The following is a 13,694-nucleotide window of genomic DNA, read 5'->3' as shown; positions in this document are numbered from 1 at the left end:
CTGGAGAACTACGTCGTCCCGAGGATCAAGACCAGCACGGCCCCGGCGCTCATCGTGGTCGCGGGCTCGACCGGCGCGGGCAAGTCCACGCTGGTCAACAGCCTGGCCGAGAAGAACGTCTCGCGTACGGGCGTACGCCGCCCGACGACCGGCGTCCCGGTGCTGGTCTGCCATCCGGAGGACCACAAGTGGTTCGCCGAGGGCGAGCTGCTGGGCGGCCTGCGGCGGCTCGACAAGCCGGCCCCGACGCGGGCCTGGACAGCGTGGTCATCGTCCCGACGGAGAAGCTGCCGCAGGGCGTGGCGCTGCTCGACACCCCCGACATCGACTCGGTGGTCGAGGAGCACCACGAGATCGCCCGCCGCATGCTCGACGCCGCCGACCTGTGGATCTTCGTGACGACGGCCGCCCGTTACGCCGACGCCCCGGCCTGGAATGTGCTGCGCCTGGCCAAGGAGCGCGGCGCGCGGATGGCCATCGTGCTGTCGCGGGTGCCGGAGAAGTCGGCGGACGTGGTGCTGAAGCACTTCGTCCGCATGCTGACCGAGTACGGCCTCGGCGAGATCGAGCGGTTCGTCATCCACGAGTCGAAGGTGACCGACGGCAGGCTGCCCGACAGCGAGGTGACGGAGCTGCGGCTGTGGCTCGCGGAGCTGTCGGTGGACGAGGCGCGGCGGGCGCAGGCCGTACGCGAGACGCTGAACGGCGTGCTCAACAGCTTCCGCACCCGCGTGCCCGCGCTGGCCAAGCACCTTGAGGCGCAGGCCGCGCTCAGGGCGGAGCTGCGCAGCGACGTCGAGACGGCGTTCACGGGCGCGATGCGCGACATCGACGCCGCGTCGAAGAACGGCTCGCTGCTGCACGGCGAGGTGCTGGCGCGCTGGCAGGACTTCGCCGGGTCCGGTGACCTGATGCGGGCGCTGCACCTGCGCAGGAAGGGCCGGGCGGCCAAGCAGGCGCCGGAGCGGGTGCTCGCGTTCAAGGCGGCGATCAGGTCGGGGCTCGAATCGGTGATCGTCGCCGCGGCCAACCGGGCGTCGAAGGAGGTGGCGGCGCGCTGGCGGCACCGTTCGGAGCTGGGGGCCAAGCTCGGGGAGGACCTCGACAGGCCGTCGGACGATCTCGTACGCCACGCGGGCCGGGCCATCGCGTCCTGGCAGGATCACCTGGGCGAGCTGGTACGCACGGAGGGCGTGGCCAAGCGTTCGGTGTCGAAGATCGTCTCATTCGATCCCGAGTCGCTGGCCCTGATCTTCATGGTGGCCATGTTCAGCGGGGGCAACGGCGAGGGCGTGCCGCACCGGCTGGTGAACGCCCTGCTCGGCGCCGAGTCCCTGCGCGGCATCGGCACCAAGGCGTTCAGTGATCTGCGGGCCAGGATCGGCATGCTCTTCGACGAGGAGGCCATGCGTTACGTGAAGGCGCTCGACTCCGCCGGCATACCGGATGAGTCCGTCGCAACCCGCCTCTATCAGGCAACGTACAATCTCGAGGTCGCTCGATGACCACCACGACCACGACCACCCGGCCTGGGCTCGCCCAGAGGTTGTCCGCGCTCGCCAAGGTGGTTGAGCATGGAAAAGGGCGGCTCGATCCGAAGCTGCTCGAGGAGGCCAAGGCGCTGCTGTCGCGCGCCGGCGACCGGCTCAAGCTGTCGTCGGAGCACACCGTCGTCGCCCTCGCGGGCGGCACGGGCAGCGGCAAGTCGTCGCTGTTCAACGCCATCTCGGGGCTTGAGCTGTCGCCCACCGGCGTACGCCGCCCCACCACCGCCCGTACCCACGCCTGCGTGTGGGGGCTCGACGGCTCTGGCCCGCTGCTCGACTGGCTGCAGATCCAGTGGCGGCACCGCTTCTCCCGGGCGAGCGCGCTCGACAAGGGCGACAGCCAGCTGCACGGGCTGATCCTGCTCGACCTGCCCGACCACGACTCGATCAGAGCGCTCACCGACACCGAGGCCGACCGGCTCATCGGGCTCGCCGACCTGGTGGTGTGGGTGCTCGACCCGCAGAAGTACGCCGACGCCTCCACCCACCGCCGCTACGTCACCGAGCTGGCCGGGCACGACGCGGTCACCGTGTTCGCGCTCAACCAGGCCGACCGGCTGACCACCGAAGAACTGGCCGAGCTGGTCATCGACCTCAACGACCTGCTGCGCAAGGAGGGCGTCGAGCACCCGAGCGTCGTACCGACCTCGGCCGTCACCGGACGCGGCATCGAAAGCCTCAAGAGCGTGATCGCCACCGCGGTCGCCCGGCGCCGCGCCGCCATCCAGAAGCTCGAAGCCGACCTGCAGCGGCTCGAGCAGAAGCTCAGCCAGGCCATGCCGCTGGGCGAGGCCCTGTCGGTGCCGTCCTCGGTCGACGAGGCCCGCCGCATGGGGCTCACCGACGCGCTGTGCGACGCCGTGGGCGTGCCGGCCGTGGGCGAGGCCATGGAGAACATGTACGCAGAACGGTCGAACCGCTACGTCGGCTGGCCGTACCCGCGGTGGGTGGCGAAGTTCCGTGCCGACCCGCTGAAGAGCCTCAAGCTCAACGACATCGCGCAGGAGATCCGCGGTATCAGCGCCACCTCGGTCTCCGCGCAGTCGGCCGAGGTCGCCAACGCGGTGCAGGCGCTGGCCGACGGTCTGTCGGCGAGCATGCACCCGGTGTGGCGCACGGCCGTCTACAAGGCGGCGCGGTCGCGTTCCCGAGACCTCCCGAAGAAGCTCACCGACGACCTCGCCGAGGTGGCGCCGCAGCTCGACCGCGTACCGGTCTGGTGGTGGCTGCTGAAGGTGTGGCAGTACCTGCTGGTGGTGGCGTTCGTGGCCGGGCTCGCCTGGCTGGCGGTCGGGCTGCTCATGCCTGACCGGCTGCCGCAGTCGCTGGAGTGGCTCGGCGACAGCGCGACGCTGCCGTGGGTGGGGCTCATGACGGCGTCCGTCCTGGGGCTCGGCGCGCTGTCCGGCATCGCCTCCCGCAACTTCGTCGAGCTGGGGGCATCGCGGGAACGCGAACGCCTCGAACGCGAGATGCGCCGCCGAGTCGCCGCCGTATCCTCCACCATGGTGGTGGAGCCGGTGGAGCAGGAGCTGAAGCGGCACCACGCGTTCTACACGGCGCTGCGAGACCTGTCGGTCTGAAGGCTGTCGCCCGGGCTGGGGTGCTTGTCCGTACGAGCAGGCACCCCACCACGGCCACTCGCGAGATGACGGCCCGGCCCCGACACGGGCACTTCTTGGCCGGCGGTCGCCGCGCCCGCCCCGCTATTGCCGGTTCTGGCGAGGGATGGCCCGCCTGGATACGGGCACTTCTTGGCCGGCGGTCGCCGCGCCCGCCCCGCTACGGCCGGTTCTGAGAGCGACGGCCCGCCCGGACACGGGCACATCAGGGCCGCCTATCCGCCCCCAGAAGCGTCTCTTGACCCCCGCCGTATCGCCGGCACTTCGACCCGCGCGCCCTTATCGACAGGTATCGACAGGTATCGACGGGCGGAACTGCTATCCACAGGCGTAACCGCGCCTGCCTCCCCATCCACAGAACCCCGTTCGGAGCCTTCGGCCCCTGCCCTTCCACGGCACCCTACTGCCCAGGTCGCGGGCAGCCGGCCCGCCGCATGGGAGGCATCGAATGAACGACATCTACATCACGCTCACCGGAAACGTCGCAGCAGAGCCCAGGCAGTACAGCTTCGACGACGGCACCAAGGTCACCTCTCTGAAGGTCCTCACCGCACATCGCTACTTCGACAGGAAGACCGGCCAGTGGACGGACGGCGAGAAGGTCTGCTTCACGGTCCGCTGCTGGCGCGCGCTCGGGGAGAACGTCGCGGCCTCCGTACGTTCGGGCCAGCCGGTGGTGGTGTCGGGCAAGCTCCGCATCCGCGAGTTCGGCACCGAGGGAGACCGCCGCTTCATGCCCGAGATCGAGGCCAGCGCCGTCGGCCACGACCTGCGCTGGGGCACGGGCGTGTTCACCAAGCCCGAACGCGGCGGCATCGGCTCGCTGAGCAAGGAGATGCGCGACAAGCTCGATGAGGAAACCCGCGACTGGGCCATGAGCCACAGCCCTGCCCGCCCGACCGCTTCGGCAACCCCGGCCGCTCCGCGCCCCGGCGACGACGAGACCATCACTGCAGACACCGACCAGGCACACCCACCCACCTCGGAGGCCCGGGCCGAAAAGGGCAAGGTCGTCCGCACGCTGGGCCGGAACAATGACAGGGTCCGAATCCTGAGCGCCACCGACACGAGCGACACCGACACGGCGAAGAAGGAACGCCCGGCGCCAGAAGAGCGAGCAGCGGCGTAACCGCGCGGAGGAGTCGCACCGTAACGGCTTCCGGAAGTCGCAACGTACTGGCATCCGGAAGTCGCGCCGCACGGGCATCCCAGAGTCCCGCCGCACTGGCATGCGAAAGTCGCACCGCACGGGCATCCGGAAGTCGCACCGTACTGGCATCCGAGTCGCAACGTACTGGCATTCGGAAGTTCGCACCCCCGGCCGGCGCGTCATGACTCCCCTCCGCTTACCCCTCCGGCGGCGTGATCCTGGGCCGCCACCCCACCCAGTGATCGCGCCGCCCTCAACGAAGGCCGCATCCCATCAACACCTCACCCGATGGAGGTCGCAGGTGCGAAGGAGGGAGAAGAAGCGGAGCCGACAAAGAATGACGGAGAAACAGGAACCGGGTCGGCCGGAGAGGATGACGAGGGGAGGCCCAGGTAGTAGGGGGATTGCGACGGAGCCGCAGGCCGCGGGGTGCGGACGAGTTCTGCGGGTGAGGGTGAGTTCTGGCTGGAGCAGGAGGTGTGGGAGGGGGAGGGGGCACCGGCCGGAGCTTCGTGAACGCCCCCGAGGGACGGCCAGTGGGTGTGGCACCCGCCTTAGTGGGCTTGGGCGCCTGTCATGTCCAGGTCACGCCCCGCTCCATGGTCGCTCCTTTCCGACACGGCTGTCCGTCATGGCCCGCTCACGATGTGAGCAGGTGTGGTCATTGCCAAACGTATCGGTTCCCATCGCACATCGCACACTCCGCAATTATTGTGTTACACATCGTTAGTCAGAGAGGAGACGAGATGGCGGTGACCAGTCACGCCTCGATCAAACCTCGCGACGGTGTGTCAACAATGGCCGATCGCTGGCCGTTGCTAGGGCAACGCCGCCCCCTGGTCGGTTACCTGTGCGCGATCGTCACTCTGGATCTCGTCGCGATCATCCTGCTCTCGGCGTCCACCGCCTTCCACTGGCGGGACGTGCTGACGTTCGCCGCCCTCATGGCGTGCGGTGCCGTCTGCATCGAGGCGACCCGGCGGCTCGGCATGCCCGCCGGGGTGTCGCGTGATTTGCTGTCGGCCTGGTGGCTGCCGGTGGCGTTGCTCCTGCCGCCGTTGTACGCGCTCTTCGCCCCCATCGTGCTGCAGATCCTGCTGCAGGTACGCGTACGCGCCACCGTCCTCTACCGCCGGGTCTTCAGCTCGGCCGCCATCGGGATCGCCGGGTGCACGGCGTCCCTGATGTTCCACTGGTTCGTCCCCGACCCGATGGTGCTGGCGCGGGGGAGCGGGGGCCCGCTCATGTTCGCGGTGGCCGCCGCCGCGCTCTTCTCGCTGCTCAACACCGGTCTCATCGCCATCGCCGCCCACACCGCCGATCCCGACATGAGCTGGCGCGAAGTGCTGTGGGACCGGGAGAGCGTGCTGCTGGACGTCGTCGAGCTCTGCTTGGGCATCTTGGTCGCGATCGCCTGCGGTCTCAACCCGGCCCTGCTGCTGTTCACGCTCCCGCCCGTGGTGCTGTTGCAGCGCAGCCTGCTGCATGCGCAGCTTCAGGCGGCCGCCCGTACGGACGCCAAGACCGGGCTGCTCAACGCGGCCGCCTGGCAGCGCGAGGCCGACACCGAGATCGTGCGGGCGCGGCGCACCGGCGAGTCACTGGCGCTCCTCATCATCGACATCGACCACTTCAAGCGCGTCAACGACGCGCACGGCCACCTCGTCGGCGATCAGGTGCTGGTCGGGGTGGCGTCCACGCTGCGCAGCCAGTTGCGGGACTACGACGTGGTGGGCCGGTTCGGCGGGGAGGAGTTCGTGGTCCTGCTGCCGGGCGCCGACATCGACGAGGCCCGCCGCGTCGCCGAACGCCTGCGCGTGCACATCAGCCACATGGCCGTCCCCGTCGACGACACGCTGGTCAAGGTCACGGTCTCGACGGGCGTGGCGTTGCTGAGCATCCACGGTGACGACCTGATCGACCTCCTCGCGGCCGCCGACCTGGCGCTCTACCGGGCCAAGGAGCTGGGACGCGACCGCGTCTGCATCCCCGCCGTACAGCAGTCCCCGCCTTCGCAGGCTCCATCCCCCCAGTCCCCGCTTCCTCCGCAGGTTCCGCCTCTTCAGTCCCTGCCTTCGCAGGCTCCATCTCCCCAGTCCGTGCCTCCGCAGGGCCTGCCTCCCCAGTCCGTGCCCCCGCAGGCTCCGCCTTCCCAGTCCACGCCGTCCCGCGCGATCCCCGGCGACGCCGCCTCGCAGGATCCCGAATCCGGCCCTGGCTCCGACATCGATCCCGATCCCGATCCCGATCCCGATCCCGATCCTGATCCGGACCCGACCTCTTGATTCGTTCGCCCGCTGGCCTGTCCGCCAGCTGATGTGTCCGCCGGCTGATGTGTCCGCTGGCTGACCTGTCCGTCAGTTGATCTGCCTCGCCGGCCGACCTGTTCGCCGGCCTCTCGCTCTTCCTCCGCTCCCTCCTGTTACGTCTCGTTCGCCTTCCGCTCGTTGGTCTTCCAGGTCGTCCGTCCTTCTCGTCCAGCTCGTCTGCACCGTCGTCGTGGGTTGTGTCAGCGCTGTCAAGGGACTGGGCTGCCGGTCACCGGCCGCTGGCACAACCCCGTAGCGCCTGATGCGGTGGCGTCACCTCCCACGCCCTGGTCAGAGCCCGTGAGCTTCCGGTCCGAGCCGCGCTGGGAACGGGCTGCGGGTACGCAAGCGCCGTTTCATGCGCCCGGGGGCAGTGGACGGCGGGCGCTGACGTAGCGGATCCTTGCGGCTGGGTGTTCTCGTACGGCGTTACGACGTGTGTTCGTGCACGTCGGCGGCCGGTGGGCGCGTCGTGAGGCGAGAGCCGGGGCGGGCGGGGCTGAGGAGCGGCGGAAGCCCGGGTTGAGAGCCCCTAAGCTAGATGGCATGCCGGAGTACATCTACACGCTGCAGCGCGTGCGCAAGGCGCACGGCGACAAGGTTGTCCTTGACGACGTCACGCTGTCGTTCCTGCCCGGAGCCAAGATCGGCGTTTTGGGGCCGAACGGCACCGGGAAGTCGACGCTGCTCCGGATGATGGCCGGCCTGGAGCAGCCGTCCAACGGTGAGGCCAAGCTGATGCCGGGCTTCACGGTCGGCATGCTTCAGCAGGAGCCGCCGCTCAACGAGGAGAAGACCGTCCTCGGCAACGTGCAGGAGGGTGTCGCCGAGACGATGGCGATGCTCCAGCGCTACAACGAGATCGCCGAGCAGATGGCCACCGACTACAGCGACGAGCTCCTCGAGGAGATGGGCAAGCTGCAGGAGCAGCTTGAGCACCGCAACGCGTGGGACCTCGACAGCCAGCTTGAGCAGGCGATGGACGCGCTGCGCTGCCCGCCGCCCGACGCCGACGTGACGAAGCTGTCCGGTGGTGAGCGCCGCCGGGTCGCGCTGTGCAAGCTGCTGCTTGAGGCGCCCGACCTGCTGCTGCTCGACGAGCCCACCAACCACCTCGACGCCGAGAGCGTCCAGTGGCTCGAGTCGCACCTGGAGAAGTACCCCGGCACCGTCCTGGCGGTCACCCACGACCGCTACTTCCTCGACAACGTCGCCAACTGGATCCTGGAGCTCGACCGGGGTCGTTGCTACCCCTACGAGGGCAACTACTCCACGTACCTCGACATGAAGGCCCAGCGTCTCAAGGTCGAGGGGCAGAAGGACGCCAAGCGCAAGAAGCGCCTGGAGGAAGAGCTGGAGTGGGTCCGGTCCAACCCGAAGGCCCGCCAGACCAAGAGCAAGGCCCGACTCCAGCGCTACGAGGAGATGGCCGCCGAGGCGGAGAAGTACCGCAAGCTCGACTTCGAGGAGATCCAGATCCCGCCGGGCCCGCGCTTGGGCACCACGGTGATCAAGGCGGAAAACCTCACCAAGGGCTTCGGCGAGCGCCTGCTCATGGAGAACCTGACGTTCGATCTGCCGCGTAACGGCATCGTCGGCGTCATCGGCCCGAACGGTGTCGGTAAGACCACGCTGTTCCGCATGATCACCGGCAGCGAGACGCCCGACTCCGGCTCGATCACCATCGGTGAGACCGTCAAGATCTCGTACGCCGACCAGGCCCGGGGCGGCATCGACCCCAGCAAGAACGTTTGGGAGGTCGTCTCCGACGGGCTCGACCACATCAAGGTCGGCAACGTGGAGATGCCGTCGCGCGCGTACATCGCGGCGTTCGGGTTCAAGGGCCCCGACCAGCAGAAGAAGGCCGGCGTGCTGTCCGGTGGCGAGCGCAACCGGCTCAACCTGGCGCTCACCCTCAAGCAGGGCGGCAACGTGCTGCTGCTCGACGAGCCCACCAACGACCTCGACACCGAGACCCTGTCGTCGCTGGAGAACGCGCTGCTCGACTTCCCGGGCTGCGCCGTGATCACCTCGCACGACCGGTGGTTCCTCGACCGCATCGCGACCCACATCCTGGCTTGGGAGGAAGGGTCGAGCTGGTTCTGGTTCGAGGGCAACTTCGCCGACTACGAGAAGAACAAGGTCGAGAGGCTGGGTCCCGACGCGGCTCGCCCGCACCGCGTGACCTACCGCAAGCTCCACCGCGACTAGTTCGTTCATGCGTGGATGTCCGCGGGTGTTGTTCGTCGCCCCCGCGGGCATTCCAGGCGTCCCGTGGTCGTCCGCGCCGCCTGCCGGTGTGCGCGAGATCTGCGGGTGTCTATCCGGTCTGGCGGCGTTCGTGGGTTCGCGGACGTCTACCCGTTGCGGTAGCGCTCGCGGGTTTGCGGGCGTCTGTCTGTGCGGTGGCGTGTGCGAGATTTGTGGGCGTCCACACGTTGCGGTGGCGTGTGCGAGATTTGCGGGCGATTACCCGTTGCGGTGGCGTGTGCGGGATTTTGGGGGCGCCCACACGTTGCGGTGGCGCTCGGGGGCTTGGGGGTGTCGCCCTTTTAGGCGGCCCCGCAGGGAGCAGCGGGCGTCTGCAGGTGATCGCAGACGTCCGTGACGGTCGATGACGTCCGGCCGGGTGTTGCTTTCGGTGCGCCTTGCGCTGTCGTCATCCGGCGTGATGAGCTGCAGCCCGCTTCTCGGCGGTGGCCTCCTGTGGAGTACTGCGGTGGGGTGAAGGTGCCGTCCTGCTCGAATCTCCGGCATGTGCAGGGCGGTCGATCGGCCCGCCATCCGCTCAGGCCGCCGCCCCGGCCGTCCTGGCCGCCGCCCCGGACGCTCAGGCCACCGCCCCGTCCGTTCCGATGCTGCCTCGTCCGTTCCGGCCGGCGCGCCGGGCACTGCCCGGGACGCCTCGGCTGCTGTCGGTTGATGGCCTGGCTGCTCGGGGCCGGAAGAGGCCCGACCTGGGCAGGCACCATCGCGTGTCGAGTCCCGGTGCCCCTGCGCATGCATGGAGTCGGGCACTCAGCGCGAAGCCGGGCGCTCAGTGCGGGCCGGGCGCTCAGCGCGGTGCCCGACGGGAAGCGCGGGGCCCGTGGGTGAAGTACGGGGCTGGGCGCTCAGTGCGGTGCCCGGGGTGAAGTGCTGGGCTGGGCGTTCGGTGCAGAGCCGGGCGCTCAGTGCAGTGCCCGACGGGAAGCGCGGGACTGGGCGTTCGGTGCGGTGCCCGGGGTGAAGTGCTGGGCTGGGCGTTCGGTGCGGTGCCCGGCGTGAAGCCGGGCTCCGCGAGCTCGTACGGCTGACGTCACGCCTCCGCTTCCCCGATGCCCACCGCCGCCGGAGCGGGCTGGGCGGGGCGGCGCCAGGGACCGTTGAACATCAGGATGGCGGGGATGAACAGGACGAGGCATCCGAGCGCCACGAACAGCCACGTCTGCCAGTTGGTGGCCTCGACGACGTGCGGGATGACGAGCAGCCCGACCACCGCGATGCCCTTGCTGAGGAACCCGAACAGGCCCCACGCGGTGCCCTGCAGACGCGGGTCGGCGTCCTCGGCGTCCTCGGAGTAGTTGGCCATCCAGGGGGCGTACGCGACGCCGAGCGAGCCGCCGAGCAGCGCGCCGACGACCATGAGCAGGCCGGTGGAGACGCTTTCCTGGCCGAGCGAGAAGGCCAGGTACGCGGTGACGAGGACGGCCGCGATGGTGCCGCCGAGCGAGAACGGCTTGCGCAGCTGCGTACGGTCGGACAGGCGGCCGGTGACGATGAGCGTGATGAGGTTGAGGCTCCAGAAGGCGGCCATGATCGTGGACGCTTCCGCGCTGCTGATGCCGAGTGCGCCGACCAGCATGGTCTGCCCGAAGAGCGACAGCGTGATGTAGAGCACGAGCCACAGCGAGATGCCGACGACGTGGGCCCAGATGTTGCGGCGGCTGAACAGCGAGCGCAGGGTCGGCGGCTGGGAGAGGTCCACGACCTGGGTGGCGGCGCGTTCCGTGTGCTGGATTCTGGCCCGCAGCTCGGGGGAGAGGTCGGCGATGTTGAACGCGATGACGATCGAGATGACCAGCGAGAAGCAGCCCATGATGACGAACTGGGAGCGCCAGGAGTCGTTGAAGATGGGCAGCGTCCAGCCTGCGATGGCGGCGGCGAGGAAGTTGGCGCCGACGGGACCCCACGTCCAGAAACCGAACGCCTGAGCGCGTCCGAGGCGCGGTGAGAAGTCGCGGATGAGCGGCGCGGTGCTGGCCATGGCCACGCCGTCGACGAACGCCAGCACGACCCTGACGATCAGCAGGTCGCGCGGGGTGTGCACGAGGGTCATGGTGAAGCAGAGCACCGCCGTCAGCGCCATGAGGGGGATGAGCAGCCGGACCCGGCCCAGCCGGTCGGTGAGGCGGCCGCCGATGATGGAGGCGATGGCCCCGGTGATGGCGGCGCCGCCGGACACGGCGCCGTACGTGGCCAGCGACATGTCGAGGTCTTTGAGGAGAAGCGGGACGACGGGCGCGATCTGCCCTTCGTACGAGCCGATGAGGATGGCCAGCACGGCCATCGCGAGGATCTTCATGCGTCGGGCGCCGGTCGGGTACTCGTCGAGCTCACGGACGTAGGACAGCCTCATGGCCAGCCTTTCTGGTCGGGTCTTGACCCCCGTGTAGTTCTAGAAGGCGCCTCTAGAATCTATTTCTGCGATGCTGCCTCTCACAGGTGGCTCCGTCAAGAGTGAAGAGCCCGTCCATGGCTAGAATGAAATTCTAGGATTGCCGAGAGCGAGGAGCCCCCGCGTGAACTTGGAACTGGACGGCCTCGACGTGCACTTCGACCACACCGCCGTGGCGGCGCCCCGGATCAGGGACCTGCTGCCGATCTACCGCGACCTGCTGGGCGGTCGTCACCTGGGCGGCGGTGGTGACAACCTGCGGGCCGGCTATCGGACGCTGCAGCTCACGTACGGCAACGGCGGCAAGGTCGAGCTGATGGAGCCGCTGGCCGGATCCACGTTCTTCGACAGCTTCTTCGAGCTCACCAGGGGCAGGGGCGGCGTCCACCACCTGAACTTCCACGTCTCCGACATCGATGCGGCGGTGGCCAAGCTGACCGAGCGCGGCTACCGGCTGCACGGCCTCAACCTGTCGGATCCGCGCTGGCAGGAGGTGTTCCTGCACCCCAAGGAGGCGCACGGCGTGCTCATCCAGCTCGCCAAGCCGGGGCCGCGCGAGCCCGGCGAGGAGCGCCCGACGCTTGAGGACGTGCTGGCCGGTCGCGGCAGGAACGGCAACGGCATCCCCAGCCCCTGAGTGGTCGGCCTTCCCGTCCCGTGTGCCGGCCTCTTGAGCGGCTGTAGAACTTAGATCTAGAGTTGAATTCTAGAACTAGGATTGGGGAGGCCGATGAAGCCGGCACCTAAGCCCACACCGGAGACCCAGCCGTTCTGGGACGGGACGGCCGCGGGCGAGCTGCGGATCCAGCGCTGCACGGCATGCGAGCGCCACTACTTCTACCCCCGGCCGGGCTGCCCGCGGTGCGGTGGCGACCAGGTCGAATGGGTTCGCGCCAGCGGGCGCGCGACCTTGTACTCGTACGTCATCAACCACCGCCCCGCGCCGGGGTTCGAGGACGAGGCCCCGTACGCGATAGCCGTCGTGGAGCTGGAGGAGGGCGTGCGGATGATGACCAACATCGTGGGCGTGCCCAACGACCCCGAGCACCTGGAGCTGGACATGGAGCTGCGGGTGGTGTTCGAGCGGCGCGGCGATGTGACGGTGCCGCTGTTCGAGCCGGCCGGGGGTGCCCGATGACCGTGGTGATCGCCGGGGCCGCCGAGACCGACGAGGTGGGCCGCCTGCCCGGCCACTCCACCCTGCAGCTCCACCTGGAGGCCGCCAGGAACGCGCTCGCCGACGCGGGCATGACCATCCACGACATCGACGGCATCGCCACGGTCGGCACGCCGGGCCCGATCCAGGTCGCCCACGCGCTCGGCATCACGCCCGCCTGGCTGGACGGCACCGGCGTGGGCGGCTCGTCGTTCCTGTTCCACGTCCGGCACGCCGCCGCCGCGATCAAGGCGGGAATGTGCCACACCGTGCTCATCACGCACGGCGAGTCGGGGCGCTCGCGGGTGGGCGCGGGACGGTTCGGCATCACGCCGGACTCGCTGCTCGGCCAGTTCGAGCTGCCGTACGGCGTGATGGGCCCGACCACGTCGTTCACGATCACCGCGCTGCGCTACATGAAGGAGACCGGGCTCACGCACGAGCAGCTCGCCGAGGTCGCGGTGGCGCAGCGGCGCTGGTCGCACCTCAACCCCAGGGCGATGTACCGGGATCTCATCACGGTCGAGGACGTGCTCGCATCGCGCATGGTCGCCTACCCGTTCCACCTGCTGGAGTGCTGCCTGGTGACCGACGGAGGCGGCGCGCTGATCGTCACCACGCCCGAACGGGCCCGGCGCTCCCCGGTCTACCTGCTGGGCTCGGGGGAGGCGGCGGAGTCGCCGCTGATCTCCCAGATGGAGGACTTCACCACCTCGAAGGGCTTCCGGCTCTCGGGCGAGGCGGCCTTCGCCGAGGCGAAGATCACCCATGAGGACGTCGATCACCTCATGGTGTACGACGCCTTCGCCCACGTGCCCATCTACGGCCTGGAGGACCTGGGCTTCGTCGGGCGCGGCGAGGCCGGGGCGTTCATCGCCGAGGGCCACACCTCGCCGGGCGGCCGGCTGCCGATGAACACCAACGGCGGCGGACTGTCGTACACCCACACCGGCATGTACGGCATGTTCGCCATCCAGGAGTCGGTGCGTCAGCTCCGCGGCGAGGCGGCGGCGCAGGTGCCGGGCGTGGAGGTGAGCGTGGTGCTGGGCAACGGCGGCATGTTCGCCTCGGCCGCCACCCTCGTCCTGGCCAACCGCCTGCCATGAGACGGCCCCGGCGGGAGGGGACGCCTCTCCTGCCGGGCCCGGTTCCAGGCGACCCGAGCACGGGCTCAGGCCGCCCTGAACAGCGGAGCCGCCGCCAGGCCGCAAGGCCCGCGCGGGCATGGCCGGTGTCATGCGGGATCAGGGCCA

9 protein-coding genes are annotated in these 13,694 nt (G+C 69.4%); 8 read left to right on the top strand and 1 reads right to left on the bottom strand.

What is annotated here, in order from left to right:
* The first annotated feature begins 263 nt into the window (after positions 1-263).
* The 5 genes from ACFMQL_RS05285 (at position 264) to ettA (ending at position 8,839) form a co-directional block, all read left to right on the top strand.
* Positions 264-1,505: an AAA family ATPase gene (locus ACFMQL_RS05285; protein ID WP_378784748.1), complete on the top strand. Its 1,242-nt coding sequence runs from the start codon at positions 264-266 to the stop codon at positions 1,503-1,505.
* Positions 1,502-3,130, top strand: coding sequence for a GTP-binding protein (locus tag ACFMQL_RS05280; protein ID WP_378784746.1), 1,629 nt, complete (start codon positions 1,502-1,504; stop codon positions 3,128-3,130). Before ACFMQL_RS05285 ends, ACFMQL_RS05280 begins: the two co-directional genes overlap by 4 nt.
* Positions 3,131-3,617: 487 nt before the next feature.
* Complete coding sequence (locus ACFMQL_RS05275; RefSeq protein ID WP_364057849.1) at positions 3,618-4,298, top strand: single-stranded DNA-binding protein; 681 nt, start codon at positions 3,618-3,620, stop codon at positions 4,296-4,298.
* Between the two features lie 818 nt (positions 4,299-5,116).
* Entirely contained in the window at positions 5,117-6,604 is a 1,488-nt protein-coding gene (locus ACFMQL_RS05270; protein ID WP_378784744.1) for a diguanylate cyclase, read from the top strand.
* A gap of 570 nt (positions 6,605-7,174) precedes the next feature.
* Positions 7,175-8,839 carry an energy-dependent translational throttle protein EttA gene (gene ettA, locus ACFMQL_RS05265; RefSeq protein ID WP_364057843.1) on the top strand — a complete coding sequence of 555 codons (1,665 nt, stop codon included), beginning with the start codon at positions 7,175-7,177 and terminating at the stop codon, positions 8,837-8,839.
* 1,087 nt (positions 8,840-9,926) lie between these two features.
* Here the strand turns inward: ettA and ACFMQL_RS05260 are convergent.
* Positions 9,927-11,246, bottom strand: a complete 1,320-nt coding sequence (locus ACFMQL_RS05260) for an MFS transporter (protein WP_364057839.1) — start codon at positions 11,244-11,246, stop codon at positions 9,927-9,929.
* A gap of 163 nt (positions 11,247-11,409) precedes the next feature.
* Here ACFMQL_RS05260 and ACFMQL_RS05255 point away from each other — a divergent pair, with 163 nt between their 5' ends.
* The 3 genes from ACFMQL_RS05255 (at position 11,410) to ACFMQL_RS05245 (ending at position 13,547) form a co-directional block, all read left to right on the top strand.
* Complete coding sequence (locus ACFMQL_RS05255; protein ID WP_364057836.1) at positions 11,410-11,922, top strand: VOC family protein; 513 nt, start codon at positions 11,410-11,412, stop codon at positions 11,920-11,922.
* Between the two features lie 93 nt (positions 11,923-12,015).
* Positions 12,016-12,423, top strand: a complete 408-nt coding sequence (locus ACFMQL_RS05250; RefSeq protein ID WP_364057833.1) for a Zn-ribbon domain-containing OB-fold protein — start codon at positions 12,016-12,018, stop codon at positions 12,421-12,423.
* The gene (locus ACFMQL_RS05245) at positions 12,420-13,547 is read left to right on the top strand and encodes a thiolase (protein WP_364057830.1); all 1,128 of its coding nucleotides are present in this window, start codon (positions 12,420-12,422) and stop codon (positions 13,545-13,547) included. Before ACFMQL_RS05250 ends, ACFMQL_RS05245 begins: the two co-directional genes overlap by 4 nt.
* Positions 13,548-13,694 lie beyond the last annotated feature (147 nt).

This window comes from Nonomuraea fastidiosa (assembly GCF_042751225.1).
GTDB lineage: Bacteria > Actinomycetota > Actinomycetes > Streptosporangiales > Streptosporangiaceae > Nonomuraea > Nonomuraea fastidiosa.
The sequence above is the reverse complement of the archived record's forward strand: the minus strand, read 5'-3'. Positions and strand labels throughout refer to the sequence as shown.

Excerpts from the sequence above, each read along its gene's own strand:
- ACFMQL_RS05280 (WP_378784746.1), top strand. The coding sequence starts at position 1,502 with ATGACCACCACGACCACGACCACCCGGCCTGGGCTCGCCCAGAGGTTG.
- ACFMQL_RS05275 (WP_364057849.1), top strand. The coding sequence starts at position 3,618 with ATGAACGACATCTACATCACGCTCACCGGAAACGTCGCAGCAGAGCCC.
- ACFMQL_RS05270 (WP_378784744.1), top strand. The coding sequence starts at position 5,117 with ATGGCCGATCGCTGGCCGTTGCTAGGGCAACGCCGCCCCCTGGTCGGT.
- ettA (WP_364057843.1), top strand. The coding sequence starts at position 7,175 with ATGCCGGAGTACATCTACACGCTGCAGCGCGTGCGCAAGGCGCACGGC.
- ACFMQL_RS05260 (WP_364057839.1), bottom strand. The coding sequence starts at position 11,246 with ATGAGGCTGTCCTACGTCCGTGAGCTCGACGAGTACCCGACCGGCGCC.
- ACFMQL_RS05250 (WP_364057833.1), top strand. The coding sequence starts at position 12,016 with ATGAAGCCGGCACCTAAGCCCACACCGGAGACCCAGCCGTTCTGGGAC.
- ACFMQL_RS05245 (WP_364057830.1), top strand. The coding sequence starts at position 12,420 with ATGACCGTGGTGATCGCCGGGGCCGCCGAGACCGACGAGGTGGGCCGC.